Below are 25,970 nucleotides of genomic sequence, written 5' to 3'. Positions count from 1 at the left end.
AGTACCATTAGACCCGCCGATGGCTTGAATAACAACAATTTAGCCATTCAGACACATGATTGGCTTAATGATGGAATCTGGCAGCACAATGCTGGCACTGCAGCCGGGCGCAATAAGGGAGTGAGTGATGACAAACCTGCTGAAAGCCGGGCTCGGGTTGCTGCTGATGCTGGCACTGGTGCTATTGGTCAATGCGGGTGTGATTGGCGCCAACTGGCGCTGGGACGACTCCCAGATTCTACTGCACTCGCATCAATACTCATTCTGGCAGGACTTCACCCGGCCGGAGGTCTGGCAACAGTTTTCGCCGGCCAACCTGACACCCTGGCTGATTTTCTCCTTCGAAGTCGACATGATTCTGTTCGGGCTGAACCCGACCCTGTTTTACCTGCACCAGTTGCTCGCGATCGCTGCTGCAGCGTTCATGCTGTACTCGTGTTTACGTCTGTGGTGCCTGCCGGTTTTTGCAGCTGCGGGCGCGGCGCTGTTTGTTCTGGGCCTGCCCACCATGCTGGTGGCAGAGCAATTGATGACCCGACACTACATAGAGGGTCTGGTCTTTGCGCTGGTCGCCGTGTATGCCTTTGTTCTGTATCTGCGTACCGCTAAGCTTTGGACAGTATTACTGGCGCTGTTGATGTATGCGCTGGCCGTGACCGCCAAAGAAGTTTATGTGCCCCTGCCAGCCTTGCTGGTGCTGTTGCCCGAGGCTGACTGGCGCCGACGTATTAAAGCGAGTATTGCCTTCTTTGCGCTGACACTGTGTTATGCCTTATGGCGTGGTTACATGCTGGATTCATTCAGTGGCGGTTATGTCAGCAGCAGTGAATATCTTTCTCCTGCCTTTATGGGCGACGTTATCGCCAGTTTTGCAACGTTCCCAGCTTTGTTGGCTGGGTCCTGGTGGCCGTTGCTGGTGGTGCTGGTCGTGGGTCTATGGCTGGCGTATGCAATTGGGCAACGGCGTGTGCCATGGCGGGCATTACTGATTGCAGCACTGGTGCTGCTGCCATTAATACCGCTGGTGCGTTCGCCAGGGATCATGCTGGCCGATCGCTACCTGCTGCTGCCGTGGACACTGCTGAGCTTCTCGCTGGCCTGGTGTGCGGACCGGGTTATTGTGGCGATGGACCAGCGGCGCCACAATGCGATGCTGGCCGGGCACTCAACCACGGCCAATGCCGGTTCCGGGAAAGGCGCGGGCGCGCTGAGTGCGGCTCCCTGGCTGGTAGTGCCACTGGTTATCGTGATTACCCTGATGCATGCCGTGCCGACGCGGGGGACAGTGGCGGATATTGGCACCGAGTTCGATGTGCAGGCGGACTTCTTATGGCGTCATGACGACAGCCGTGCATTTGTGCCGTCGGCCAATGTATTGCCATCGTACTGGTTCGTCACCGGGCTCACCGACCTGAAACAGCGTATCAGTGGTGATGGTTCGCCTTTGCCGGTGGTGGACGACATCTATCTGGCGGAACTGGACGTCAGTCAACTTTTTACTTATGACGCGGAATGCCAGTGTATGCGCGACATGTCTGATGACATCGCGGCACGCCTGACAGGTTTTGCCCAGCGCCTGCGCCCGGACGCACCGCTGTCACTGCAGTACAGCTATCAGCGCGGGTATTTCAGCTGGCAGTTTGGTCCCGCGCAGGAAGGCAGCTACCATGTGGTATCAGACACACTGGGCGTGTTGCCACTACCACCGGCCGGGCAGTTACGGGTCACGCTGGCGGACAATGCGCCGTTTTATCTGCGTTATACTTCGCCGGAAGGCTGGATCACTTATTCGGAACCCCATCGTGTGGTGCGAGATGGCGCCGCTGTTGAATGGTCAAGGAATCAGAACTGAATGAAATCTGTTGCTGTTATTGTACCGGCGCTCAATGAGGCGGCCAATATTGTTGCCAACATGGCACGAGTGCGAACCTGTCTGCAGGCTGTACCGGGTATCACATTTACGTTGATCGTTGTTGATGACGGATCTACCGACAATACAAGCGCGCTGGTGCGGGACGCGGGCAAAGAAGATCCGCTACTGAAAGTACTGCGCCTCAATCGTCACTTCGGCAAAGAAGCGGCGATCCATGCCGGTCTCAGTGCTGCGCGCGAGTTTGATGCCTGTGTGGTCATGGACAGTGATCTGCAGCACCCACCGGAGTTGATCGCACAAATGGTTGAGCACTGGCAACAGGGCGCAATGGTGGTGGAAGCGGTGAAACAGTCGCGGGGCAATGAAACCGCGTTACGCCGAACCCTGGTGCAGATCTACTACGGCCTTTTTCGTTACCTGACCAAACTCAGTATCCGCGGGGAAAGTGACTTTAAACTGCTGGACAGGACAGTGGTCAGTGCTTACTGCCAGCTGCCCGAACACGGCCGTTTTTTCCGCGGTCTGGTCAAATGGATGGGCTATGACGCAGTGCAGATTCCGTTTGATGTGCCCGAGTCTACCCGGTTGCGTTCGGCCTGGGGCAACACTGCACTGTTCCGCTACGCAATAAATTCGATTACCTCATTCACTGCTTACCCGCTGCAGATTGTTACGCTGCTGGGCGGCCTGACGTTTCTGGTCAGCCTGGTTATTGGCGGCATGGCGCTGTTCGACAAGTTGTCCGGTGCTGCCGTGGATGGATTCACCACGGTCATTCTGTTGATCCTGATTATTGGCAGTGTGTTGATGTTCAGTGTCGGTCTGATTGGTATCTACGTCGGGCGCATTTATGAGGAAGTGAAACGTCGGCCGGGTTACCTGATCGATCAGGGCAGCAGTACCCTGGATGCCGTGGTGGCGGCCACCGGTCGCACTGTAAAGCGTGCACCCAGGCCATCAGCCAAGCCATCAGCCAAACCCGCAGCCAAATCCACAAGCAAGCGGGCAACCCAGTCTGCAGCAACAAAACCACGTAAACCGAAAGCGGACAAGACATGAGCAAGTATCTGATGCTGTTGACGCACGCTGCCATTCTGGCGACTCTGCTGGCTACCTCGCACGCCGTGCTTAAATGGGTGTCAGTACAGGCTCATGACGATTACATTCAGTTGTTGTTGTCGCAGTGGAAAGGCGTTTTTGTGGCGCTGTCGCTGTATGGTTTTATTTTCTTTTATTACATTGTTGTGCTGCGCAGCAGCCCAGTGTCTATACTCTATCCTGTATACACAGGGTTGTCGGTGCTGATGGTATTGCTGGTCGGGCGCTTCATTTTCTCTGAACCCATCAGCTCGGCGCAGATGCTGGGTGCAGGATTCATTCTGGCTGGCATCGTGCTGATGGGCGGCAATAGCTGAGATCGACAGGCAGGTTGCAAGGTGCCAAGAGTGCAAGCAGGTAACAGGAAAAGCAGGGGAGCGGGATCATTATGAAAACTTTTTCCATCCGATCAGCGTTGGCGCTGACCGCACTGACAATGTCGTCGTGGCTGTCGGCTCAGGACGTTGACGCCATCGCTGAACGTGTCACCGAGTTTACCCTGGACAACGGGCTGCACTTTATCATTATCGAAAGGCCGGTGGCGCCGGTGGCGACCTTTGTCACCTTTGTAAATGTCGGTGGTGTTGATGAGCCGGTAAACAACACTGGGGTCGCGCATATTTTCGAACACATGGCGTTCAAAGGTTCGCGCAACATCGGTACCCGGGACTGGGAAGCCGAGCAGGCAGCACTGGATAAAATGGACGCGGCCTATCAGGCCTGGCTTGAGGAATCCTACAGCACAGACCCTGATGAATCCCGGCTGGAAACTTTGCGACAGGACTTCGAGCAGTGGCAGCAGGAAGCCGGCACTTTTATCAACAGCGAAGAGTTTTCACAGTTGATTGAGCGTGAAGGCGGAGTCGGTCTGAATGCGTTTACCAGCGCCGATGCCACGGGCTACTTCTACTCGCTACCGCAGAACAAAGCTGAACTCTGGTTTTACCTGGAGGCAGAACGTTTTCGTGAACCGGTGTTCCGCGAGTTCTACGTAGAGAAAGACGTGATCATGGAAGAGCGTCGCATGCGAACCGATTCCAATCCGCAGGGGCGGCTGCTGGAGGAATTCCTCAGCGTGGCCTATTCTGCTCATCCGTATCGCAACCCCGTGGTGGGCTGGGCCTCAGATATCGCTGCCACCACTATCGCTGACACGCAGGCGTTTTTTGAAACCTATTACGTGCCTTCCAACATGACCGTGGCTATCGCGGGAGATGTTGACCCACAGGAAATGCGCGCACTGGCGGAAACCTACCTCGGCCGGTTGCCGGCGGCAGAACATCCGCCGACCGTCAAGACCATCGAGCCGCCGCAACGCGGTGAGCGTCGCTTTGTCATAGAGGAGCAGAGCCAGCCGCTGTTCATTGCCGGTTACAAAACCGTGGCGGCGGATCATCCCGACGCTGCCGCGCTGGAAATGCTGAGCACAATTCTGTCGTCGGGCCGAACCTCACGGCTGTATCGTCGCATGGTGCAGGACGAACAACTGGCGTTGGGGGTGCAGGCCCTGACCGGTTTCCCTGGCTCACGGTATCCGTCGCTGTTTGTCACCTTTGCCGTACCCAACGCGGGCGTCCCCCTGAGTGACATCGAGCGTGTACTGGAAGAAGAGATCGACAAAGCCAAGGCTGGTGAAATAGAACAGCAGGAACTGGACCGTGCCGTCACCAATGCCCGGGCAGGTGTGGTGCGTGGACTCGATTCCAACATGGGACTGGCATTGAACATGGCGCAGGCGCACGCCCAGCTTGGCAGCTGGCAGGATGCGTTTACCTACCTGGATGATCTGGAAGCGGTGACACTGGATGATCTGCAGCGGGTTGCACAAACCTACCTGGTAAAGCAGAGTCGTACCGTGGGTAGTATCCAGAATGCGGCCAGTGCGAGTGGATCTGATCGGGCGAGTGACGGAGGGGCAGGCCAATGATTAACAGAATTCGTTTATGGGCAACAGCGGTCTGTCTTGTTTGTTTCGGTGGCTCGGCAACGGCGCAGGACCGCCCCTGGGAAAATTTTGATTATCCAACGCTGAACAACTTTGATATGCCGTCCCTGGAAATTTTTGAGCTGGACAATGGCATCCGTTTTTACCTGGTCGAGGACAAGGAACTGCCGCTGATTGACGTCAACGTGATGGTGCAGACCGGTGGCATTCTGGTGCCTGAGCAACAGGTTGGACTGCAATCGCTGACGGGTACCGTCATGCGCAGCGGCGGTACCCGGGAATACCCCGGCAATGCCCTCAACGAACTGCTGGAAGATCGTGCTGCAGTGATGGAAACCAGTATCGGTTTCAGCTCCGGCTCGGCTCGATTCAATGTGCTGGCGGACGATTTTGATGACCTGTTGCCGGTGTTTATTGACCTGCTGCGCAATCCGGCGTTTCCTGAAGAGAGACTGGCGCTGGCCAAGACGCAACAGCGCAGCAGTATCGCCCGCCGCAACGATGATCAGGGCGGTATCGCGGGACGCGAGTTCCAGCGCCTGATTTACGGGCAGGAGTCCCCGTACAGTCGGCGCATTGAATACGCGACACTGGACAACATCAGCCGCGACGACCTGGTGGCATTTCATGAGCGCTCTTTTGTCGGCCGCAACATGATGATTGGTGTCACCGGTGACTTTGACATGGCGGACATGAAGGCAAGACTTAGCGACGCGTTCTCCACCATTCCCGCTGGTGACGAACTGACACTGACCTTTCCGCAGGTAGACTATGAGTTTAGCGAAGGTGTCTTTTTGGTCGACAAGCCCGATGTGAATCAGAGCTATGTCCTGCTCGGGCATATCGGCGGCATGCGAGACAACCCCGACTATGCCGCTCTGCAGGTCATGAACCGGGTGCTGAGCGGTGGTTTCTCCAGTCGATTGATGCAGGTGGTGCGCAGTGAAATGGGTCTGGCCTATTCCGTGTTTGGTTCATACGGCAGCGGTGTGCATTTTCCGGGCACCTTTACTGCTGGCGTGATGACACAAAGTGAGTCAACCGCAGAAGCCATTGCCGCGATTGTCGGGCAGATTGAGCGTCTGCAGGACGAAGCCATCAGCGATGAAGAACTGGCGCGGACCAAGGATCAGTTTCTCAATACGCTGGTGTTTCAGTACACCAGCATCGCCTCGGTGCTGCGCGAGCGCATGTCCAATGACTATGCCGGCCTGCCACCCGATACGTTCGAGCAACTGGTTGAAGAAGTCAGCGCCGTGACGGTGGCCGATGTGCAACGTGTCGCGCAGCAATACCTGAGACCTGATGCGCTGCGTATTCTGGTTGTGGGCAATGCCGCGGAGCTGGGTGATCAGCTTGAGGTTTTTGGTGACGTGACTGACGTGGATATTTCGATTCCGGGGAACTGATATGCGTCTGGGCACAACCTTGCAACTTGGCAGGCTCACGGTTCAGGTTGATGCTTTCATCGTACTGTGTATTTTTCTAAGTTGCGGCATGTTTATCAGCCTGGGTTTCTGGCAGCTGGATCGGGCGGCAGAAAAACGCGCGCTGGCAGCGGCCTATCAGTCCGCGGCACAAGCTGACCCGGTGCCGTTTTCGGAACTGCCACAAACCGACGTCAGCAACAATCTGCGGGTGGCCTTGCAGGGGCGTTTTCACAGCGAAATCTCTTTTCTGGTGTTGTATCAGTTTTTTCAGGGGCGTCCCGGCTACGAACTGGTGACACCGTTTCGGCCGGCAACGGGTGGTGATCTGGTGTTGATAAGCCGTGGCTGGATCGCACCCGGTAACGATGGCGGGCCGCCAACGGTGTCTGCGGTGGAGGGCGAAACGTCAGTGCTCGCGCGTCTCCACCTACCAGAGACAACGGTTCCTGCCGGTGAGGTGACGGACAATAGCTGGCCGGTGCGGCTGCCACGCCTGAATATCGAACAGACCCGTCAGTTGCTGGGTGAGCCGGTTTATCCGTATGTACTGCGCCTGGAAGCCGGACAGCCCGGCGTACTGGGCAGGCACTGGTCGCAACCCGATTTCAGTACTCGCAGTCATTACGCATATACGGCACAATGGTTTGGTCTGGCACTGTTGGTTCTGTTGGCCTCATTCGCCTACGCCAGCAATGTGCTGAGCCTGATACGGGAGCGCTAACGCGCAGCCGTTTCGGGCGTTGACGGTTTCCTTTCTGCAATCGTTCCTGTTTTGGAGTCCTGACCCGTATGCCCCAGCTCTACCTGGTTGTTGACGATCTTGATCAATGGACGCACACCCTGGCCGGTGAAGCCGTCATCAGTTTCGAAACCTATTTGACTGAACACCCGATCAAGGGTCAGAAAAAAACACGGATCATCAATCTGTGTAATACCGATCAGTATCTCAGTACCGGCTACTACTGCTCCCTTTTGGCCGAGGCGCGCGAGCACAAGGTTTTGCCACCGGCCAATACGCTCACCGATCTGAGCAGTCAACAACTGACCCTGGTGCAGGCCGCCGAAGTTCTGGAAGACCTGGACCAGAAGGACCTGACACGAACCGACGACGGTTATGCTTTCAGAATCTATTTTGGCCGTACCGCGTTGCCACAACTGAAGATGTTGGCGCGCCGCTTGTTCGAACGCTTTCCCTGTCCGATTCTTGAGGTTCGCCTGGCCTTTTTGCCGGGGGCACAGGCGGCAACTGCTGTCGCCCCGAACGAGGCTGTTGCGCCAGTGGATGCTGTTGACGACAGCGTCACTGCGGATAGCTGGCAGGTGCGCTCGGTGCATGCCATTGCCTTTGCCCAGCTGGATGAGCAGGAGGCACCGGAATTTGTTGCCGCACTGGAAAAATTCACGCAAAGCGTCTGGCGAAAACCCCGAAGCAGCAAAGCCAGTCGTTGGGATATGGCGATTCTGGTCAATCCTCGGGAAAAACTGCCACCCAGTGACGCCAAAGCGCTGAAAAAAATGGAGCGTGCCGCGCAGAAAATGGGTTTTGCGGTCGAATTTATCGGCCCGCAGGATTACGCCCGTCTGGGTGAGTTCGACGCGCTTTTTATTCGTGAAACCACAGCCATCGATCATCACACCTATCGCTTCGCCCGCAAGGCAGAGATAGAGGGGCTGGTGGTGATGGACGACCCGACCTCGATTCTGCGTTGCTGTAACAAGGTTTTCCTGCAAGATGCCTTCACCTACAACGATGTGCCAACGCCACTGACGCGTATTGTGTCCTCAGGCAGTGATGCCTCGCTGGATACGTTGGAGTCGGTTTTTAGTTACCCAATCGTTCTTAAAATACCCAACAGTGCATTTTCGGTAGGTGTGATGAAGGCCGAAGACCGCACCATGCTGAAAAAAATGTTGAATGAACTTTTGGCCAAATCCGCGCTTATTCTGGCCCAGGAGTATCTGTATACAGAATTCGACTGGCGTGTCGGTGTGCTGAACAATCGGCCCCTGTTTGCCTGCCGTTATTTTATGGCCAAAGGCCACTGGCAGATTTATAACCATGGCGAGGACAGAATCGGCAGTGGCGGCTGGGAGACTTTGCCCACCTACGAAGTGCCCAAAGCAGTACTGGACGCAGCCTTAAAATCAGCCAGAATCATTGGCGATGGCCTGTATGGCATCGACATCAAGCAGCAAGGCAACAAAGTTTATGTGATTGAGGTGAACGACAATCCGAGTCTGGAAGAGGGCGTGGAAGATGCGTTTATCGGTGATGAACTTTATATGCAGGTCATGAGCGAGTTCGCGCGCCGGCTCGAGAACCGGGGGCGCTGATCACCACTGCCGTGCGCAGTTTGTCTTTGCCAAATTGCGACATACGGGCAAAGTCATTGCGCGCAATGGGCAGATCCTCACAGTCGAGCCCGGTCTGTTCTTCCAGGGACGGATCCGGATCATGCACAAAAAAGCAGGCGTCATCGTAGGCGGTGATGGTGACCCAGTGCGGGGCTTTCTTTCGATCCAGCCGGTAACTACTCACCAACGCCAGCACAATGGCACCGTCCTTGATGGCCTGTTCCAGATCCTGTTGAGTGATGTCCTGGTAGGCAATGGGGATTTTGCAGGCCTGCACTCTTTCCAGGAATTGATCATGTACCAAAGACATGATCACTTTCTTGTCGGGGGCGCGCACACCTTCCAGAAATAAGGGTCCACTCTGGTTGACGTAGATGCGGGCATTAAATCCGCGCTTGTGCGCCGCCAGGGCAAGGCCAAAGGGATGACAGCCACCGTGGCCGGATGTCATGAAGATGGTGGTGGCTTCCCGCCAGATGTCGAACTCGGTGGCCTGGTCGGGTTTATGACGTGAATCCAGTGTTGCCATGGCCATCATCAGCGATGCCGGGCCACAGGTGAAGCCGGTCGTCTGCTGGTACCACGGTACGGTATGACCGCGTTTTCGCTTGGGCGCGTCACGTATGATTTTTTGCATACGTAAGGCATCGCGGTGATCTTCGTAGTAGTCTTCGTAAGTGCCAAACGCGACATAGCCGGCAGACTCATAAAGTCGGATGGCTGCAGTGTTGTCTTTGGCAACTTCCAAGCGCATAAAAAAGCGCTGGCGGTTTACTGAAGCTGATTCCAGTGCCTGTAATAGCTTGGCACCGATACCCTTGCCGCGGGCTTGTTTGGCAATGGCAATTGAATACAGGCGGGCCAGATGGGTCGCGCCGTGAAACAGCACCAGGCCGTAACCCAGCAACTGCTCCCGTTCCACAGCGACCATCAGTTCACGATTGGAGGCCTGAATCCAGTGCCGCAAGCGTCGACGGCTGAGCCGGTCACTGTCGAAGCTGACCTTCTCCAGTTCGTACAGGGCGTCAAGATCTTCCAGCACGGCTGGCCTGATTTTAACGCTGCTCCTGATCTTGGCCTGCGGCATGGCGTCAGTGCTGATTACTGAACAGCGATAATCTGCAATTCAACGCGGCGGTTCATCGCGCGCCCTGATTCAGTGTCATTGCTGGCAATGGGTTCATCCGGTCCCATGCCCTGACTGATCAGTCGACTCTGCGCAATGCCCTGTGCCGCCAGGAAGTTGGAAACGCTGGTCGCACGTCGATTGGACAGATCGTAATTGTAGTCTCGAGCACCGGTGGAGTCGGTATGACCGGTTACCCGCATGCGGGTGTCAGTAAATTTGTGCAGAACCGTGGCAACCGACGTCAGCACCGGTTCAAAATTTGGACGGATGGTGTAAGCATCAGTGGCAAAGGTGATGTTGCCAGGCATGATCAATTCCAGTTGATCGCCATTACGCTGAACCTGAACACCCGTGCCCTGCAGCTCCTGCCGCAGTTCCGCTTCCTGGGCGTCCATGTATGCGCCAACACCTGCGCCGATGGCGCCACAACCCAGTGCCGCGTTACGCGCGTGCTGACCACTGTCGGCAGCGCCGATCAGGCCGCAGACAACACTGCCGAGGGCACCATACTGCGCCGCCCGACTGGCCTGCCGCTCACCCGTATACGGGTTGGTGGTGCAGGCCGCTATCGCGGTCGCAACAAGTATAAAAACGGGGAATTTCATCAGTTTAAACATAGTCATCACTCCTTTGTGAATATAACTGTCTGGACAGTCTATCATGTCGCAAACCACATTAATGGTGGATTAACGGATCAGCACATCGGTTTATTCCAGAACCAGCGTGATACAGGGGCTGGGCTACTCCAGCGACGTTATGCTCCGGGCCAGTGCGCGCCCGCTGAGCCAGGCACCTTCCACCCGACCGGCACTGAGCCAGTCGCCACACAACCCCAGGTTCAGAGCGGCATCCCACAGGCAGCCCTGGCTTTGTGCCGGTGTTGTCGGTTCAGCGTAGCGCCAGCGATGTGCCGTCGCCGTGGTGGGGGTTGTGCCGCCCAGGGCCTTGAACGCGTCTGTCAGCGCCTGTGACGCCTCATCTGCGCTACTTTCCAGATGTTGTTCACTCCAGGCAGCGGTCGCGTGCAGAACCCAGGTTTCCTGGCTTGGGCGTCCGGGTTTGTGATTGTCGCGTGCGATCCAGCGCAGCGGGCCGTCATTAATGAAGGCGGCATCAAAGGGCAGCGCGACACGGGCATCAAAGCGCAGCATCGCTGCCCAGCATGGCCGCATGGCACGGGTGTCGCACTGCGCCGCGAAAGCAGCGGCATGGGGACGGATCAACGCGACTGCCTGTTCTGGCGGGATGGCCAGCGCCACGGCATCAAAGTCAATATTCTCCAGTCGCGCGCGGTCTTCAACGCTGTCATCGAAACACAGCCGCCACCGGTTTTCGCGTCTGATCAGTGCATTTACCCGGGCGGACAGGGTTAGTTGAAGCTCGTCAGCCAGCCAGCGAACCGGCGATGACATGCGCGGCACGCCAACAAAGCGCACGGTACCGCTGTCGTTGTCATGGCGCCTGGCGGCATCCGGGTTCTGCGCATCCAGCACGGCCACTGCGGGTTGCCATGCGCTGGCCACGCCCGCTTGTTGCCAGCGTAAAAGTTCTTTGCTGAACAACGGATCACGGGCGGTGAAATATTGCGCGCCGTGGTCAGCCTGCCACTGGTCGCCGCGCCGGGTGCTCATGCGGCCCCCGGTTCCGCGTGACTTGTCGAAGACAGTAACCCGCATGCCCAGTTGCTCCAGCTGTGATGCGCAGGACACGCCGGCAAGGCCTGCGCCGATGACCGCAATGTGAGGCGTGTTCAGCAGGCAGCTCATGGCAGATGCCGTTGCTGGTCGACTTCTATCAGCGCGTCGGTGGCAAAGCCACTGGTGCGAGCCTGCTCTATCAGGTTCTGATAAATATCAGGTGCCAGTGTCGGGTCGCGCGCGAGAATCCACAGATAATCCCGTGACGGGCCGCTGATCATGGCCCACTGATAGTTGGCGTGGTCCAGGGCGATGATATGGTAGCCACCGTAGAACGGCCCGAAAAAGCTGACTTTTAACGACCCGCGATCCGTTTCGCCGACAAATTTAGCAGTGCCTTCCGCTTCATCCCATCGTTGTTCGTCTTCGTCGTAGCCTCGATTGAGCACCGCCACATCGTTGTTGTCCTGCAGCGTATACTCAGCGGTGACATTGCTGAGGCCACGCTCAAAACGGTGGTCCAGGCGTGCGATTTCATACCAGCGTCCGGTGTAGCGGTTGATGTCAAAGTCTTCAACCACGGTCAACCCGTCTGGCGGAGATGATGAGCACGCTGCCATGACACTGGCCAGTAGAATTACGATCAATGAGTGACGCATCATGAGTTTCCTTTTCAGTGATGTTTACATAATAAAGACATTTGACACCTGGTCTTCAGGCGCAAATCTTTCTACCACACAATGCTTTTTCCTGCCCAGTCCAGATAACTGGCGTCACCGTCAATTGGCAGGTCGGCGGCTATTGTCAGCAACCGGTTGGCGACAAAGTCAGGTTTGAACAACTTGCCTTCCGGCACGCTGCGCTGAAACGGTTTCGACAGGGCGGTATCGACGGTGCCCGGATGAAACGCTATCAGTTTTACATTGGGTGCGCGGCGCGCATATTCAACGGCAGCCGTTTTAATGACCATGTTCAGTGCGGCTTTGGAGGCGCGGTAGCTGGTCCAGCCGCCTTTGTGATTATCTGCAATGCTACCGACCCGCGCACTTAAGGTGAACACCCGGCATGGCTGCTCGCCGCGCAGCGCCGGTAACAGCTTCATCAGGAACAGGGTCGGAATGACGGTGTTGATACGCAGTACTTCAAGCATGTTGTTCATGTTGAGGTCTTCGGCGCGCTTCTCCGGTTTGATGGAATCATTGTGCAAGATGCCAGTGCTGATCACCACCAGCCGGATGCGCCCGTACCAGGGCGAGAGATCCTGCCCCAGTTGCGCGATGCCGGCTTCGGAATAATCACAGCGGAACTGATGTACTGGCACTGATGCAGACTCGGGCAGATCTACCGGCTTGCGACTGACCAGTAACAGACCAGAGTCCGGTTCTTCACTGGCCAGCGCAGTGATCAAGGCGCCGGCAATGCCGCTGCCGGCGCCGATTATCAGATTGAATTGTGTTTTGTCAGCGTCTGCCATTACAGGCTGTCCAGATTCTTCAGCAAATATGTTGCGCGCTGCATCAGCGCCTGCTTCTTGTCCGCAGCCATTTTGTCGTAGCTGCGATACACCATGGTCATTCTCGGGTTGCGATCAAAGTGATCACGGTGTCGGCTCATGAAGTGCCAGTACAGGCTGTTGAACGGGCAGCTGTCCTGTTCTGTGCTGGTCTTTACCGAGTAACGGCACTGTTTGCAGTAGTCCGACATCTTATTGATGTAATTGCCGGACGCAGCATAGGGCTTGCTGCCCAGCAACCCTTCATCGGCATGCATGACCATGCCCAGGGTGTTGGGCAGTTCTACCCAATCATAAGCATCGGCGTACACCGCAAGGTACCAGTCACAGATATCCGTTGGTGCGACACCCGCCAGCAGAGCAAAGTTGCCTGTCACCATCAGGCGTTGAATGTGGTGGGCGTAGGCGTGTTCAAAGGTGTTATTGAATGCTTCGCGCATGCAGTTCATGTCAGTCTCCCCGCTCCAATAAAAAGCAGGCAGGCTTCGTGAATTACCGAGGCCATTGTTGCTGGCGTAGCCGGGCATCATCAGCCAGTAGATGCCGCGTACATATTCGCGCCAGCCCAGAATCTGACGAATAAAACCTTCCGCTGCATTTAATGGCACTTTGTTGTCCTGGTAGGCGCTCTGGGCGGCCTCGCAGACTTCGCGGGGGGCAAGCAGACCACAGTTGATGCTGGTTGATAACAGACTGTGAAACATGAACGATTCACTCTGCGTCATGGCATCCTGAAAGTCGCCAAAGCAGGGCAGTCGGTGGCGCACAAAATCATCCAGTGCGCGCAATGCCTGTGTCCGCGTCACTGGCCAGTTGAACTTTGTCAGTGTGCCTGGGTGGTCGCTGAAGTGTTCTGCCACCAGGTCGAACACAGCCTTGTCGTCAGCGTTGTATCTGAACCTGGGCAACTCGGGCAGCGCCGGTGAGCCACGGTAGCGGCGCCGATTGCTGCCGTCGAAATTCCACGAATCGCCTGCCGGTTGATTGCCGTTCATCAGCAGGCCGGTATCCCGACGCATCTCGCGATAAAAATACTCCATACGCAGCTGTTTGCGGCCACGGGCCCAGTCGGAGAAACGCTGCTTGCTGCAAAAAAAGCGGTCATCACTGAGGATGGTGACCGGTATGTTCAATGTGCGTTGCCAGTTGCTGACGATGTTGTGGTGCAGCCGGTACTCACCGCATTCAGTCATCACCAGTTCTTCCGGGTGATGGTCCTCCGCCACAGCGGCGACAACATCAAGCAAACTTCGATAGGGTGTATCGGCGCTGAAGTAATGGTAATGCACCCGCCAGCCATCGGCCTGCAATGCGTTGGCAAAGCGCCGCATGGCGCAGAATATCAGAGCTATCTTGTGTTGGTGATGTTTGACGTAACGGGCTTCGTCGTTGACCTCTGCCATGACGACCAGGTCTTTGTTTTTGTTGAGCTCACCAAGGCAGGAGATATCTGTGCTCAGTTGGTCACCCAGTACCAGCGCCAGTTTCATTGGCAGCTGTCGTCACAGGCAGTACGGCGACCGATTAAGGCGGAGATGCGGTGTCGGTGGCGGGCAAAAAAACGATACCCCAGGTCGGCAATGGGGCGAATAAAGGGCCAGCGCAGGAAAGAGAACCAGTGGCCCTTGCCAACCAGTTGCCAGGCTTCACAGGTGACATCCAGACCGTAGATCAGGGTGCCATCGGCGCGTTCCCCATGCAGTATCCGATCGGCAGCGACAACGTCTATATGTGGGAAACGCTGACCAAAATCATTGGCATTGATGTCCTGCAGGTCGAGTGCCGCCGCCTTATTCAGGCGCCGCAGGTGATTAACCTCAGTCAGGCACAAAGGGCATTGACCATCGTAAAATACCCGCAGTTGACTCATGGTGTAGTGCTCCTTCTCGCGACTGAGTCTGGTGCTGGAATAAATCAGTGCGTGCGCTGGGTTTTAAACCGACGCAGCTGACCCTCAAGCTCCCCGCTGAGCGCCTGCAGCTCGGCAGACAGGCCGGCCAGATCGACTGCCTGTGCAGCGTTGCTGCGTGCAATGCCATCAACTTCATTCAAGTGGCTGGCGACGTCATCGCCGACCGCGGTCTGCTGTTGAGTGGCAGACGCGATCATGGCGTTGATGCGTGAAATGTCGGTGACCTCGGTTGCCATTTCCGACAGGGTTGCCGCGCTCGAGTCGGCGGCCTGCAGACAGCGCTGAACCGCACTCTGGCTGCGCCCCATAGCTTCATGTGCGGAAGCAGAGGCTTTTTGAAGGCGTTCGATGAAACTCTGGATTTCGGCGGTGGATTGCGCCGTGCGCCTGGACAGATTACGTACCTCGTCGGCGACCACCGCAAAGCCGCGGCCATGGTCGCCGGCGCGGGCAGCTTCGATAGCGGCATTCAGTGCCAGCAAGTTGGTCTGTTCGGCGACGCCTTTGATGACATCCACCACCTGATAGATTTCACCCGCCAGGGTTGCCGTCCCTGACACTGCCTCGCCGGTCAGTTCGATATCCTGGTTGAGAGAACCGATTTCCTGTTTGATATTCTGCATCGCCCGGTTGCCCTGATCCGCATGGTCGTCGGCGTTGCGGGCGGCAGTAGCGGCCTGCTCGGCATTACGCGCAACTTCTGCCGTGGCCGAGCTCATTTCGCGCATGGCCTGCACCATGTAGTCGCTTTCGCCGGCCTGTTTTTCAGCGCTACTGCTGACCTGTGATGATTTTTCGGTGAGCGCATCGCCCATGGTGCGCAGGTTTTCCAGTTTCTGATTGACGCCCACCACCAGCGATTCCAGTTGCGTGATAAAGTTGTTGAAGGCTTCTGCCACGGGTGAATCCAGTTCGACACGATAGGATAGATTGATGCTGTCGCCTGAGCGGGACATGACGCTGGTGGCATTGGCGATGGACTCGCCCTCTAACGCATCTTTGTAGGCCAGTATCGCCAGATAAACCAGCACGCCGGCCTCGGCGATGACATAGCCTGCATGTATGAAAATCATATTCCAGGACGCGTGCTCTGTGACCCACACACCAACACCATTGATCTGCATATAAAAAAACAGAAAATGGTGGATGGCGATGGTGACGGTTGCTACCACGATGGGTAACCAGTCACGGTAAAAAATCAGCAGCGCCAGCAAGACAAAAATGGAAAAGTGCATTTCGATGGTGCCGTGGCTCTGATGGATGTGCAGGGCCGACATGACCATAAACGCCACGCCCATCAGGCAACGAAACAGGCGTGTTCCTCTTAATGTCTGCAGCATCACGATCATGCCCAGCAAGGTGCCGCCGCCAACAACCACGGCGCTGCCCCAGGTACTGTGCCAGAATGCCAACGCCAGCGCGTAGACAAGGCAGACAGCCAGAACGCCGACCATGATGACATCGGCGCGCTTGTGGTGATCGGATGACTGGCCAGTCTGCTTTGACGAATTCATTATCTGGGGCTCTTTGAAGATAGCGTGAAGGGCATAGTGTTTATAGCGGCCGATACTGAAACAGGGTTAAATTCTTATCACCGAAATGTCGGATTTGTATGGGCGCGAGCAGGTATACGTAACAGCCATGAATTTGGTTCAGCATCGGTTGTTGTAATTCCGTTGTCACAATTTTGCTGTTGAATGGAGGCCCGATAAAAAACAACTGTCATAGCGTCAAGCGCGCGGCAAAAAAATGCACCGTGCGTAATACAACTGGAATGAGGTAGACCCATGTCACAACACGAGCTGGACAATCCCCCGCGTCGCGCTCTGCTCAAAAGCAGCGCCATGGCCGTTGCTTTTGCTGGGTCCCCGGCGGTCAATGCCCTGCAATCCATGGCCACGCAGCAGCGAGCCAACGCCCCGGCATCGGCGTTAATGGACAGCCCTTATGGGCCGGTAGCACCGGTGCGTGATTCCGTCACCGGCCTGGAGCTGTTGCAACTTCCGCAAGGCTTTAACTACGCCACCCTGTCGTGGAGCGGTGACACCATGAGCAATGGTCAGTCAGTGCCGCTGAGCCACGATGGCATGGGCGTGATTGCCGAGCAGGGTGATGAAATCATTCTGGTCAGAAATCATGAACGTGGTGCGGGTCCGTTGATCAACGCACTGGGGTTGTACGATGAAGCGGCCATGGCCAGTGGCCAGCATGCAGCCGGTGGTACCACCAATATCCATTTTTCCAGAAGTGAGCGCCGCGAACTGCGTACGTCGCCCAGCCTTGGCGGCACGCTGGCCAATTGTGCCGGTGGCGTCACACCCTGGGGTACCTGGCTGTCCTGTGAAGAGACCACCAACGACAACAGCGCATCGGGTGGCCGTAAGCACGGCTATGTGTTCGAAGTGACCGCCGACCCGGCGCAGACCACGGGCGAACCGATTGTCGACATGGGACGCTTCAAACACGAGGCAGTTGCCGTTGATCCGGCCAACAGTTACGTCTACCTGACCGAAGATAACCGTAACCATTCGCCGATTTACCGTTTTATACCCAATGATGACAGTCAGCAGACAGGCGCCCTTGAGAAGGGTGGCCGTTTGCAGGCCGCGAAAGTGGTGGGCATTGAGCGCGCTGGCCTGCTCGTGCCCGAGCTGGGACAGGAGGTCGAGGTTGAATGGGTTGATATTATCGACCCGGATATGGGGCCGATTGGCGATCTCAGTGGTCCGTATCTGCAGGCTAACGAAGCCGGCGCCCTGAGCATCAGCCGCGGAGAAGGTATCTGGTACTCGGAGGGCCTGTTCTACATTGTTGATACCAGTGCTGGCGAAAACGCGGACGGTGAGCCCGGGCAGGGTGAAGGTGCCGTGTGGATGCTGGACCCGGCAGAAAATCGCTTGCGTTGCCTGTTTGCATCAACCAGTGCGCAGATGGCCAATAACCCTGACAACATCGCGGTGAGCCCACGTGGCGGCGTCGTCCTGTGTGAAGATGGCGGCGGTGTCGGCGATCAGTTCGGCTTTGGTGAGCGGGTGATGGGGCTGCAGGTCACCGGTGATACATTCATCTTTGCCAAGAACAATATTGTGCTCAGCGAAGGCAATATCTCATCGTCTGGGAAACAGTGTGCGCCGGGTGACTATCGACAGCAGGAAGTCGCCGGTGCCTGTTTTGATTCGACGGGTGAATTCCTGTTTATCAATATCCAGACGCCGGGAATTACCTTTGCCATCTGGGGGCCTTGGGAACGGGGTCCGCTTTAAAAAGCTACCATCGTTGGTCGGTTGGTATTCCTCTCTTTTTATTCTGCCTGTTGTTCCTGGCGGCGTTTGCCGGCCAGGATGCCGGGCAGGGCGTAATTGCCTTCATGGCAGGCATACTCATAAATGCGGTCCCCTTCCGGGCGGGCGTATAACACCATCTCTGCAGTCCACGGCTGTGTGTAGGCCACCGGGTCGTTCATGGTAAAGCTGTAAACGATCTCCCCGGTGGTTGTCATCCTGAACGTTTCGGTCACTTCCAGGCCCGGACCGGAGCCATAGTGCGACTGCTGCGGATGCATGTTGCGCGTGGTGACGACCAGCGTGTCTCCATCCCAGTGCCCTACCGAATCCCCCATCCATTTGTGCACCTCTGGTGGCAGGTGTTCGCCCTGCAGGCGGATGATGCGGGCATCGTGCATCATCTCTGCCGTGATCACGACATAGTCCGGTGTCTGCACGATCTGATAATTGTTGTTGTAGATGATTGGCATCATCGGTGGGCCGGCACTGGAGTTAGAGGTGCGAAAGTCATAAAACAACAGGCAGCGCTCGCCGATGGTGGCCATCTCCGGCCCCAGAAACGCGTCGTCGCCATGGATGTCACGCCAGTGCTCCATCAGGTTCTGTTCGGGAGCGTCGTCGCGGAAAGGAATCTGACCGTCGGCCGGATCGATGATCATGGAGGTCCGGTACTCGCCATCTATGTTGACCACCTGCGAGCCACGATCCAGCCAGAAGGTGTTGTAGGCTGCGGCGGTATTGCCATCGGTGGGCGGTGCCCGGTCCGGATCGCTGGGCGCGTTTGCTCGCTGTTCACGCTGTTGCGCGCCCTGCTGCATGTCCAGCGCTTCTTCTGCACTCATCGTGCGCTGATCGCCATAACGCGACGGACGCTGCAGTGGTGTCTGTGTGCCGTTGGTCCAGATGCCCTGCAGATCTGGCCGGCCCTCGAGCGTGCGCGGTATCTCTTGGTTCTGGTTCTGGTCCTGCTCCTGCTCCTGGGTTTGGGCCTGGGCAGTCAGTGTGGGGCCAGCGGCAAGCACTGCAGCGAGCAGCATGCGGGTTAACAATCTGTCGGGATTCTTGTTGTTGGTCAGCAAAGAGTTGGTCAGCATAAAAGAGCCTGCGGATATAAATGAGCCACGGTTCTACTATAACTGAAATTGTCGAGAGGCGTTGCCCGGGCGACACTCGATGGAGACAAGGCGGGAGGGGATGAAATATTTTCGCGCATCGTATTGACAATCATTCCTATTCGCGTTTATTCTTAATCCTGTTCTGAAACAAGTCCTGTTACCGAGGTCGTCCGAATGTACGTTTGCATATGCCGTCAGATTACCGATACGCAGATCCGCGAATATTGCGCCGGCGGTGACGTATCCATGGCCGATGTGCGGGCCAATCTGGGCCTGGCCAGTGACTGCGGACGTTGTGGCAAGTTTGCCAAGCAGATCATCGCGGAAACCATTTCCGCCGCCGGCCTCAAGGATGCGGCTTCCGCAATCAAGGATCTCGCCTACGCGGCATGACATCCTCGCCAGCCTCTGGCGAACCCGAATCATTCTCGTTTTCACTCTCTTTTTCTTTTTTATGTCAATGGCTTAGCAAGGTTTTACCTTGACTTGGCGAGCGTAAAAGAGCACCCTTATCTCCTGTTTTCGGGCGTTGTTCGCCAGAAATGCACCGTCTGATAAGGAGTCATTCATGAAAGCCGACAAAACCATGATCAAACACCTGAATAAAGCGCTTGGTAACGAGCTGGTGGCGATCAATCAGTATTTCCTGCATTCACGCATGTACAAGGACCGTGGTCTGGTCAAACTGGCCGACAAGGAATATGAAGAATCCATCGATGAGATGAAACATGCCGATCAGCTGATCGAGCGCATTCTGTTTCTGGAAGGTCTGCCCAATCTGCAGAGTCTGGGCAAATTGCTGATTGGTGAACACACTAAAGAGATGCTGGAGTGTGACCTGAAGCTGGAGAATATGGCTATCCCGGATCTGCGTGATGGCATCGAATACGCCGAGTCCATTCGCGACTACGTTAGCCGTGAGCTACTGGCCTCGATTCTGGAAAGTGAAGAAGAACACGTAGACTGGCTGGAAACCCAGCTCAGTCTGATCGATTCCGTGGGTCTGGAAAATTACCAGCAATCGATGATGTGAAGGCGATCCTGGAAGGGTTTACAGCCCTTCCAGGAACTCCAGCACTGCCGCATTGGTTTCTTCCGGCAGTTCCTGCTGAATCCAGTGGCCGGCTTCCGGCAACACCACCACACCACGCAAATCCTCCACCACACGGTTCATCGCGCCCTGCAAACGGCCCTGAGATGCACCGCCAATCACCACGTCGTTTTCGCCTGCAATAAACAGCGTCGGCACCGTCACTTTCTTGTCGGTCAGTTGCGGCGTGATTTCCCAGTTGCGATGGAAGTTGCGGTAATAATTTACACCGCCTCGAAAGCCTGCAGCTTCAAATTGGCTGACAAAATAATCCAGGTCATCCTGCGTCAGCCAGTCGGGCAGACCTTTGGCTGCCCCCAATCGCGGAATCCAGCCTCCGGCTGACCGGTGTCGATCAGTGACCTGCGGCGCTTCACGCGGCGAGTCGGGTGACAGGTACAGGCGGCTGAGCAGGCCGCGTGGGTCGGCATCATATTCCGCTTCAGCAACGCCGGGTTCCTGATGGTAAAGAATGTAATAAAAATTCTCGCCAAATGCGCTCTGCCAGCTCGCCAGCGGAGATTCCGCCGGGCGCCCGGAATACGGCACACTCATTGCCACCAGCGCGGAGAAGCGCTCGGGATGCAGTAGCACCGTGTTCCAGGCCACGATTGAGCCCCAGTCGTGACCCATCAGGATGGCCTTGTCTTCCCCGTAAGCATCAACGATGCCAACGATGTCGGCTGCCACCGTCCTGATATTGTAGTCTTCCACGTCCGCTGGCGCGTCGGTGGCACCATAGCCACGCATGTCGGGCGCAACCACGCGGTAGCCGGCGTCGGCCACGGCCTTGATCTGGTGCCGCCATGAATACCATGACTCCGGCCAGCCATGCGCCATGATCACAAGAGGGCCGCTGTCGCCCATGGTGGCCAGCCGCATGCGAATACCATTGGTCTCAATGAAACGAAAACTGATGCCGGGGACAGGCGATTCTTCATTCATAAGCGCATTCTCGTTGTGGGTGCCGGTTTGTGCCAGCACAGCAGCGGGGTTCAGCAGCGCTGCCAGACAGAACACGGCGGCAGCCATGCTGTACTGGAAGCGCAAAAATGATTTTTTCATGCTCAGGTGCTCTCAGGCTTTGGTATGATGCAGCCGAGCTTACAACATTTACCCTGACAGAAGAACCGCCTTATGCTGAGTTTGATGGATCTGGTCTGGCTGGCCCTGCTGGTGGTGCTGGTCAACCACTGGTGGCGATCACGCGATGCCAAGGCGTTCGCCCTGCAGTATGCCGCGCGTCGTTGCAAAGAGCTGAATCTGCAATTGCTCGACCAGAGCATGGTGCTGCAAAAAAGCCGCCTGCGTCGCGGTGATACCAGCGTTCTGCAGTGGTACCGGCGCTACGATTTCGAGTTCTCATCCACCGGTCACGAACGTTATCTGGGTTCGGTGGAACTGGCCGGCAATCGCCTGCTCGGCATAGAAATGTCGGCTTACGTGACCAGCGAGTGAGCGCATTCTGTCCGCATCTCAGCGCGTGCCGGGCATGATCTCGAAAACCGGGTCAAATTCCACCAGTACCGATGCCAACTGTTGTAACACGTCAACATCGCCGGTGACCTGACCCTGACCGCTGACGAGCAGACTGGCCAAAGTTGCCTGTCCCATAATGACCTGATCCACCGCACTACGGTTCATAGTGATGCTGGCATCGGCATCGTCGGCACGGTAGCCAGAAATGTTGGTCAGTGTGCCACCACGCATTTCAATAACAAACTGCTCGCCGTTATCGGGCGTACTGAAGTTGATTTTAAACGCCATGCCATCGGCCAGTTGACTGTCCACGCGGGTCGCGACGGCGTCCCACCACTGAGCAGTGGTCATGGCGCGTGCCAGATCCGGGCTTGTTCCGCGCGCCGGGCCTGCCGCTGCCACCCCGTGACGCAGTTCCTGCGCTGCCGTCAGAAAGGCATTGCGCATGCTGGCGCTCTCGTATTGATATCCCAATTGTTCAAAAGTGGCTGCCAGCAGATCTTTGCCGGTCTGGTTGTCAGGTTCGGCATATACCAGCTTGTTGAGAATCTCCATAGCGAGACGATAACGGCCCTCATCAAACAGGGTCTGCGCACGTGGCAGAATGGCTTCCGCGCCGCCCATCATCTCAACGTAAAGTGGCGCCGAATCTTCCGGCGATAGTGGTGCCAGAGTGGCCGGATTGCCGTCCCAGTAGCCCAGGTAGCGGTTGATGACCGCGCGCGAGTTGTGAAACTCGGAACCGTGGTACTGACGCACGCTCCAGCTTTGCTGCAGTGACTGTGGTACCTGGTACTCGTTGTGCATCTGATTGATGGTGACACCACGATTGGCCAGGTTGAGTACCTGATTGTTCAGATTGGCGTAAGCGTCGCGCTGATCCCGCATGACTTCCTGGATGCGTTCATTGCCCCAGCGCGGCCAGTTGTGTGAGGAAATCATGACGTCGGCATCCTGACCAAAGCGGTACAGGGCTTCATTGATCTGTCGTGACCAGGACAGGGCATCGCGCACCAGTGCGCCGCGCAGGGTGTAAATGTTGTGAATGGTGGCGGTGATGTTCTCCGCCGCCCAGAACACATTGTGATCCGGGAACCAGGCGTTCATTTCTGCCGGGGCTTCGGTACCGGGGGTGTTCTGGAATACCACGCGTACGCCGTCAATGGTGTGTTCCTCAAAATCATCGCTAACCACAATAGTCGGAGCGATCAGGCCACTGCTGCCGCGGGCCAGGGCTTTACCGATGGCGGAATCAACCTGCCCCAAGGGTCCTGGTGTCAACGGGTTGCCATATTGATAGGATGCGCGTCGGCTCATGGCGTTGCCGGCATATACGTTTTCGGAGATCGCTTCTTCCATAAACCCTGCGGGCGCATAAACATTGACGCGACCGCTTTGCACATCCTCGTCATCAATGACGCCGCGTACGCCCCCAAAATGGTCAATATGTGAATGCGAATACACAACCGCCGTGACCGGGCGCTCACCCAGCTGCTGATTGACAAAGGCCAACGCGGCGGCTGCGGTTTCCCGCGTCAGCAACACATCAAACAGAATCCAGCCCTGCTCGCCCCGGATCACGGTCATGTTGGCCAGGTCATAACCACGCACCTGATAAATCAGATCCGGCACCACCTCATACAGGCCGTAGTTCATGTTCAACGTGGCCTGGCGCTGCAATGAAGGGTGAATGCTGTCGTAATCCTGATCCTGCAGTAAAAAATCGTATCTGCCAATGTCCCAGACCACGTTGCCTGCTGGGCCCAGAATCTGTCGGTAGTCAGGCGCGGCGATGAAACCGCGTTGCGATTCGGCAAAATCCCGATCGTCGTCAAAAGGCAGTTCGGTGCGCAGGCTGGCCTGGCGTTCTGCGGTGACGGCAGTAGCCGGCTGCTGAAGGGCCACGTTGGCGGTCTGCGCCTGGCTGGCGGTACTGATGACCAAAAGCAGGGTGGCTGACAGGATAAAACTGAAGGGTGAATCCGGCATGATGGCGACCTCGAATTTTTTTTGAAGGAGCAGTAAAACCGAATTTGCCAGGCAGTACAAGTCGCTTGAATCAGACGTGGTGGCCAGATACTATCGAGACAACATTAACGAATCAGGTCTTGCATATGCAGCGCGGTCACCGAGAGACAGAAATGGGCTGGAGGCGCATCCTGTGGGTAGCGTTTTGTGGCAGTCTGGTCTTGTTGATGCCACTTCGTCCTGCCTTCTCCCAGGCCCAAAAGCAAAGCGATGTCGCCATGTCAGATGAAGCCATAACGCCCTTTCAGATTTCGATTCCCGATGCAGACCTGGCTGACCTGAAGGAGCGCCTGCAACGCACCCGTCTGCCAGATCAGTTGCCCGACACTGGCTGGGGCTATGGCACTGATACTGCCTGGTTAAAAACACTGCTGACGTACTGGCGCGATGAATTGGACTGGCGCGAGCAGGAAGCGCAGCTTAATCGCTTCGATCAGTTTGTCACCCACATCGATGGTGTTGACCTGCATTTTATCCATCAGCGCTCACCGCACCCTGATGCAATGCCTTTGTTGCTGACGCATGGCTGGCCGGGTTCCATTGTCGAATTCCGCCACCTCATTGATGCGTTGACGCATCCGGAACAGCACGGTGGCAGCGCCGCCGATGCCTTTCATGTGATCGCGCCATCGTTGCCCGGTTTTGCGTTCTCCGGCAAACCCACCCAGCCGGGTTATAACCCGGAACGTATGGCGCATATGCTGGCCGCCTTGATGCAGCGTCTGGGATATGAGCGCTATGGCGCCCAAGGTGGAGACTGGGGCGGCATCATCAACCGGATACTGGCCGCGCGCTACCCGCAGCGGCTGATCGGTCTGCACTCCAACTTTGTGCTCGCCAGTGCGCCGCGCGACCCTGATATCCTGGCAGCAACGCCGGCCGCTGATACCGAGCGCCGCGAGGCACGCCAGGCCTATATGGCCAATGAAGTGGCTTACCAGCAGATTCAGGGCACCAAACCCCAGACATTGGGAGTGGGGCTGAATGATTCCCCGGCCGGCCTGGCGGCCTGGATTGGCGAGAAATTTCATGGCTGGAGTGATCTGGAGGGCGATGATCCGGACAGCAAGTTCAGTCGCGATGATCTGCTGACCAACATCAGTGTGTACTGGTTTACCCAAAGCATTACGTCATCGGCGCGTATCTATTACGAAAACCGCGCCGTACCGCTAACTGAGCCGCTGGGGTTTGTCAGTGTACCAACAGCCGGCGCCATATTTCCAAAAGAAATTTACCTGACGCCCCGGCTGTGGGCTGAGCAGTCCTACAATATTGTGCGCTGGACCGACATGCCGAGTGGTGGACACTTTGCCGCCATGGAAGAACCGCAACTGTTGCTGGCAGATATTCGCGCGTTCTTTGCGGAAGTGGACTAAGCGGGCGCCCCTCACAAGTCAGCGCCCGTTACAAAAGAGGCGGGTGCCCCCATGGGTCAGGCGGCGTGGCAACAGTGCCGGTGAGGTCAAATTCCACCCGGAACAGGCGATCAGAGTCGCTTCGTGCCAGTTCGTAAACAAAGCGCTCGCCGGGTTCAATTTCCATGGCCCAGATATTGGTCAGGGACACCATCATGTTGTCGCGGGTAAACATGTCGATGGAGTAGTCATCGACAGGAAACTCCTGCCGCGTGGCTGTCCCGTCGGCTCTTGTGTCGCCGCCATACATGGTGATGACGTCTTCGCTGCCGTCGGCATGACGATGGTCATGCTTCAGTCGCAGGCCATCGTCGGTACGGGTCAGAATCCAGGTGCGGCTGCGATCCTCACCAACATGAAAAGGGATACGGATTTCATTATCGCTGCATTCGCGTACATGCATCACCAGGGTCTGGCCGACAAACGGATCATCGTCCAGTTGCGGGGTGTTGACGGCAACACGGCCTTGATAGGACTGACCACAAAGCTGTGAAAGCCGGGCCATAAATTGATCCGCGGCGCTGTCTTCTGCTGCACTGTTTTGTGCAGCATTCGGGCCGGGGAGGACAGTGCCAGCCGTCATCGCTACCAGGCCGATATAAACCGATGTGGTCAAAATCTTGTGCACAGTCTTAAGTTTCGCATTCATGGCTGTCTCCACGACATT

24 protein-coding genes are annotated in these 25,970 nt (G+C 56.6%); 12 read left to right on the top strand and 12 right to left on the bottom strand.

Annotated elements, in window-relative coordinates; genetic code table 11:
* Positions 1-127 precede the first annotated feature (127 nt).
* The 7 genes from PHACT_RS06370 (at position 128) to PHACT_RS06340 (ending at position 8,680) form a co-directional block, all read left to right on the top strand.
* Entirely contained in the window at positions 128-1,852 is a 1,725-nt protein-coding gene (locus tag PHACT_RS06370; RefSeq protein ID WP_070116415.1) for a hypothetical protein, read from the top strand.
* Positions 1,853-2,932, top strand: coding sequence for a glycosyltransferase family 2 protein (locus tag PHACT_RS06365; protein WP_070116414.1), 1,080 nt, complete (start codon positions 1,853-1,855; stop codon positions 2,930-2,932).
* Complete coding sequence (locus tag PHACT_RS06360) at positions 2,929-3,288, top strand: DMT family transporter (protein ID WP_070116413.1); 360 nt, start codon at positions 2,929-2,931, stop codon at positions 3,286-3,288. Before PHACT_RS06365 ends, PHACT_RS06360 begins: the two co-directional genes overlap by 4 nt.
* Before the next feature lie 71 nt (positions 3,289-3,359).
* Entirely contained in the window at positions 3,360-4,898 is a 1,539-nt protein-coding gene (locus PHACT_RS06355) for a M16 family metallopeptidase (protein WP_070116412.1), read from the top strand.
* Positions 4,895-6,325, top strand: coding sequence for a M16 family metallopeptidase (locus tag PHACT_RS06350; protein WP_070116411.1), 1,431 nt, complete (start codon positions 4,895-4,897; stop codon positions 6,323-6,325). Before PHACT_RS06355 ends, PHACT_RS06350 begins: the two co-directional genes overlap by 4 nt.
* A 1-nt stretch (position 6,326) precedes the next feature.
* Positions 6,327-7,067, top strand: a complete 741-nt coding sequence (locus PHACT_RS06345) for an SURF1 family protein (RefSeq protein WP_070116410.1) — start codon at positions 6,327-6,329, stop codon at positions 7,065-7,067.
* A 68-nt stretch (positions 7,068-7,135) separates the two neighbouring features.
* Positions 7,136-8,680 carry a RimK family protein gene (locus tag PHACT_RS06340; protein ID WP_070116409.1) on the top strand — a complete coding sequence of 515 codons (1,545 nt, stop codon included), beginning with the start codon at positions 7,136-7,138 and terminating at the stop codon, positions 8,678-8,680.
* On the opposite strand, the gene PHACT_RS06335 is transcribed toward PHACT_RS06340, so the two are convergent.
* From PHACT_RS06335 to PHACT_RS06300, 8 genes are all read right to left on the bottom strand, one after another.
* The gene (locus tag PHACT_RS06335; RefSeq protein WP_070116408.1) at positions 8,637-9,788 is read right to left on the bottom strand and encodes a GNAT family N-acetyltransferase/peptidase C39 family protein; all 1,152 of its coding nucleotides are present in this window, start codon (positions 9,786-9,788) and stop codon (positions 8,637-8,639) included. The genes PHACT_RS06340 and PHACT_RS06335 overlap by 44 nt on opposite strands.
* 14 nt (positions 9,789-9,802) lie before the next feature.
* Positions 9,803-10,447 carry an OmpA family protein gene (locus PHACT_RS06330; protein WP_245730614.1) on the bottom strand — a complete coding sequence of 215 codons (645 nt, stop codon included), beginning with the start codon at positions 10,445-10,447 and terminating at the stop codon, positions 9,803-9,805.
* A 123-nt stretch (positions 10,448-10,570) separates the two neighbouring features.
* Positions 10,571-11,596 carry an NAD(P)/FAD-dependent oxidoreductase gene (locus PHACT_RS06325; RefSeq protein WP_070116407.1) on the bottom strand — a complete coding sequence of 342 codons (1,026 nt, stop codon included), beginning with the start codon at positions 11,594-11,596 and terminating at the stop codon, positions 10,571-10,573.
* The gene (locus tag PHACT_RS06320; RefSeq protein ID WP_317622250.1) at positions 11,593-12,129 is read right to left on the bottom strand and encodes a lipocalin family protein; all 537 of its coding nucleotides are present in this window, start codon (positions 12,127-12,129) and stop codon (positions 11,593-11,595) included. Before PHACT_RS06320 ends, PHACT_RS06325 begins: the two co-directional genes overlap by 4 nt.
* Before the next feature lie 68 nt (positions 12,130-12,197).
* Entirely contained in the window at positions 12,198-12,941 is a 744-nt protein-coding gene (locus tag PHACT_RS06315; RefSeq protein WP_070116405.1) for an SDR family NAD(P)-dependent oxidoreductase, read from the bottom strand.
* Positions 12,941-14,470, bottom strand: coding sequence for a cryptochrome/photolyase family protein (locus tag PHACT_RS06310; protein WP_070116404.1), 1,530 nt, complete (start codon positions 14,468-14,470; stop codon positions 12,941-12,943). Before PHACT_RS06310 ends, PHACT_RS06315 begins: the two co-directional genes overlap by 1 nt.
* Complete coding sequence (locus PHACT_RS06305; protein WP_070116403.1) at positions 14,467-14,850, bottom strand: thiol-disulfide oxidoreductase DCC family protein; 384 nt, start codon at positions 14,848-14,850, stop codon at positions 14,467-14,469. The genes PHACT_RS06310 and PHACT_RS06305 overlap by 4 nt, the downstream gene beginning before the upstream one ends.
* Positions 14,851-14,894: 44 nt before the next feature.
* A complete protein-coding gene (locus PHACT_RS06300; RefSeq protein ID WP_070116402.1) occupies positions 14,895-16,406 on the bottom strand; it encodes a methyl-accepting chemotaxis protein in 1,512 nt (503 codons plus the stop codon).
* 273 nt (positions 16,407-16,679) lie between these two features.
* Here PHACT_RS06300 and PHACT_RS06295 point away from each other — a divergent pair, with 273 nt between their 5' ends.
* Positions 16,680-18,155, top strand: a complete 1,476-nt coding sequence (locus tag PHACT_RS06295; protein ID WP_070116401.1) for an alkaline phosphatase PhoX — start codon at positions 16,680-16,682, stop codon at positions 18,153-18,155.
* Positions 18,156-18,193: 38 nt separating this feature from the next.
* Here PHACT_RS06295 and PHACT_RS06290 read toward each other — a convergent pair whose 3' ends face one another.
* The gene (locus tag PHACT_RS06290; protein ID WP_070116400.1) at positions 18,194-19,270 is read right to left on the bottom strand and encodes a hypothetical protein; all 1,077 of its coding nucleotides are present in this window, start codon (positions 19,268-19,270) and stop codon (positions 18,194-18,196) included.
* A gap of 195 nt (positions 19,271-19,465) precedes the next feature.
* Here PHACT_RS06290 and PHACT_RS06285 point away from each other — a divergent pair, with 195 nt between their 5' ends.
* Positions 19,466-19,684: a (2Fe-2S)-binding protein gene (locus tag PHACT_RS06285; RefSeq protein ID WP_070116399.1), complete on the top strand. Its 219-nt coding sequence runs from the start codon at positions 19,466-19,468 to the stop codon at positions 19,682-19,684.
* A 175-nt stretch (positions 19,685-19,859) separates the two neighbouring features.
* Entirely contained in the window at positions 19,860-20,324 is a 465-nt protein-coding gene (gene bfr / locus PHACT_RS06280) for a bacterioferritin (RefSeq protein WP_070116398.1), read from the top strand.
* Between the two features lie 18 nt (positions 20,325-20,342).
* On the opposite strand, the gene PHACT_RS06275 is transcribed toward bfr, so the two are convergent.
* Positions 20,343-21,446 carry an alpha/beta fold hydrolase gene (locus tag PHACT_RS06275; protein ID WP_245730612.1) on the bottom strand — a complete coding sequence of 368 codons (1,104 nt, stop codon included), beginning with the start codon at positions 21,444-21,446 and terminating at the stop codon, positions 20,343-20,345.
* Between the two features lie 72 nt (positions 21,447-21,518).
* Between PHACT_RS06275 and PHACT_RS06270 the strand changes: the two genes are divergently transcribed.
* Entirely contained in the window at positions 21,519-21,839 is a 321-nt protein-coding gene (locus tag PHACT_RS06270) for a DUF3301 domain-containing protein (RefSeq protein WP_070116397.1), read from the top strand.
* A gap of 18 nt (positions 21,840-21,857) precedes the next feature.
* Here the strand turns inward: PHACT_RS06270 and PHACT_RS06265 are convergent, their stop codons facing one another.
* Positions 21,858-23,849: an alkyl/aryl-sulfatase gene (locus PHACT_RS06265; RefSeq protein WP_070118195.1), complete on the bottom strand. Its 1,992-nt coding sequence runs from the start codon at positions 23,847-23,849 to the stop codon at positions 21,858-21,860.
* A gap of 125 nt (positions 23,850-23,974) precedes the next feature.
* Here PHACT_RS06265 and PHACT_RS06260 point away from each other — a divergent pair, with 125 nt between their 5' ends.
* Positions 23,975-25,264 (top strand): epoxide hydrolase family protein, encoded by a 1,290-nt coding sequence (locus tag PHACT_RS06260; RefSeq protein WP_317622249.1) that lies wholly within the window; start codon positions 23,975-23,977, stop codon positions 25,262-25,264.
* Positions 25,265-25,292: 28 nt separating this feature from the next.
* On the opposite strand, the gene PHACT_RS06255 is transcribed toward PHACT_RS06260, so the two are convergent.
* The gene (locus PHACT_RS06255) at positions 25,293-25,952 is read right to left on the bottom strand and encodes a hypothetical protein (RefSeq protein WP_070118193.1); all 660 of its coding nucleotides are present in this window, start codon (positions 25,950-25,952) and stop codon (positions 25,293-25,295) included.
* Positions 25,953-25,970 lie beyond the last annotated feature (18 nt).

The organism is Pseudohongiella acticola, assembly GCF_001758195.1.
GTDB classification, from domain to species: domain Bacteria; phylum Pseudomonadota; class Gammaproteobacteria; order Pseudomonadales; family Pseudohongiellaceae; genus Pseudohongiella; species Pseudohongiella acticola.
The sequence above is the reverse complement of the archived record's forward strand: the minus strand, read 5'-3'. Positions and strand labels throughout refer to the sequence as shown.

What these genes read in the sequence shown, in the direction of transcription:
- PHACT_RS06295 (WP_070116401.1), top strand. Translation starts at nt 16,680, where the DNA reads ATGTCACAACACGAGCTGGACAATCCCCCGCGTCGCGCTCTGCTCAAA.
- PHACT_RS06305 (WP_070116403.1), bottom strand. Translation starts at nt 14,850, where the DNA reads ATGAGTCAACTGCGGGTATTTTACGATGGTCAATGCCCTTTGTGCCTG.
- PHACT_RS06260 (WP_317622249.1), top strand. Translation starts at nt 23,975, where the DNA reads ATGCAGCGCGGTCACCGAGAGACAGAAATGGGCTGGAGGCGCATCCTG.
- PHACT_RS06275 (WP_245730612.1), bottom strand. Translation starts at nt 21,446, where the DNA reads ATGAAAAAATCATTTTTGCGCTTCCAGTACAGCATGGCTGCCGCCGTG.
- PHACT_RS06320 (WP_317622250.1), bottom strand. Translation starts at nt 12,129, where the DNA reads ATGATGCGTCACTCATTGATCGTAATTCTACTGGCCAGTGTCATGGCA.
- PHACT_RS06300 (WP_070116402.1), bottom strand. Translation starts at nt 16,406, where the DNA reads ATGAATTCGTCAAAGCAGACTGGCCAGTCATCCGATCACCACAAGCGC.
- PHACT_RS06340 (WP_070116409.1), top strand. Translation starts at nt 7,136, where the DNA reads ATGCCCCAGCTCTACCTGGTTGTTGACGATCTTGATCAATGGACGCAC.
- PHACT_RS06330 (WP_245730614.1), bottom strand. Translation starts at nt 10,447, where the DNA reads ATGTTTAAACTGATGAAATTCCCCGTTTTTATACTTGTTGCGACCGCG.
- PHACT_RS06335 (WP_070116408.1), bottom strand. Translation starts at nt 9,788, where the DNA reads ATGCCGCAGGCCAAGATCAGGAGCAGCGTTAAAATCAGGCCAGCCGTG.
- PHACT_RS06265 (WP_070118195.1), bottom strand. Translation starts at nt 23,849, where the DNA reads ATGCCGGATTCACCCTTCAGTTTTATCCTGTCAGCCACCCTGCTTTTG.
- PHACT_RS06270 (WP_070116397.1), top strand. Translation starts at nt 21,519, where the DNA reads ATGCTGAGTTTGATGGATCTGGTCTGGCTGGCCCTGCTGGTGGTGCTG.
- PHACT_RS06365 (WP_070116414.1), top strand. Translation starts at nt 1,853, where the DNA reads ATGAAATCTGTTGCTGTTATTGTACCGGCGCTCAATGAGGCGGCCAAT.
- PHACT_RS06290 (WP_070116400.1), bottom strand. Translation starts at nt 19,270, where the DNA reads ATGCTGACCAACTCTTTGCTGACCAACAACAAGAATCCCGACAGATTG.
- PHACT_RS06360 (WP_070116413.1), top strand. Translation starts at nt 2,929, where the DNA reads ATGAGCAAGTATCTGATGCTGTTGACGCACGCTGCCATTCTGGCGACT.
- PHACT_RS06325 (WP_070116407.1), bottom strand. Translation starts at nt 11,596, where the DNA reads ATGAGCTGCCTGCTGAACACGCCTCACATTGCGGTCATCGGCGCAGGC.
- PHACT_RS06310 (WP_070116404.1), bottom strand. Translation starts at nt 14,470, where the DNA reads ATGAAACTGGCGCTGGTACTGGGTGACCAACTGAGCACAGATATCTCC.
- PHACT_RS06255 (WP_070118193.1), bottom strand. Translation starts at nt 25,952, where the DNA reads ATGAATGCGAAACTTAAGACTGTGCACAAGATTTTGACCACATCGGTT.
- PHACT_RS06345 (WP_070116410.1), top strand. Translation starts at nt 6,327, where the DNA reads ATGCGTCTGGGCACAACCTTGCAACTTGGCAGGCTCACGGTTCAGGTT.
- PHACT_RS06355 (WP_070116412.1), top strand. Translation starts at nt 3,360, where the DNA reads ATGAAAACTTTTTCCATCCGATCAGCGTTGGCGCTGACCGCACTGACA.
- PHACT_RS06350 (WP_070116411.1), top strand. Translation starts at nt 4,895, where the DNA reads ATGATTAACAGAATTCGTTTATGGGCAACAGCGGTCTGTCTTGTTTGT.
- PHACT_RS06370 (WP_070116415.1), top strand. Translation starts at nt 128, where the DNA reads ATGACAAACCTGCTGAAAGCCGGGCTCGGGTTGCTGCTGATGCTGGCA.
- bfr (WP_070116398.1), top strand. Translation starts at nt 19,860, where the DNA reads ATGAAAGCCGACAAAACCATGATCAAACACCTGAATAAAGCGCTTGGT.
- PHACT_RS06285 (WP_070116399.1), top strand. Translation starts at nt 19,466, where the DNA reads ATGTACGTTTGCATATGCCGTCAGATTACCGATACGCAGATCCGCGAA.
- PHACT_RS06315 (WP_070116405.1), bottom strand. Translation starts at nt 12,941, where the DNA reads ATGGCAGACGCTGACAAAACACAATTCAATCTGATAATCGGCGCCGGC.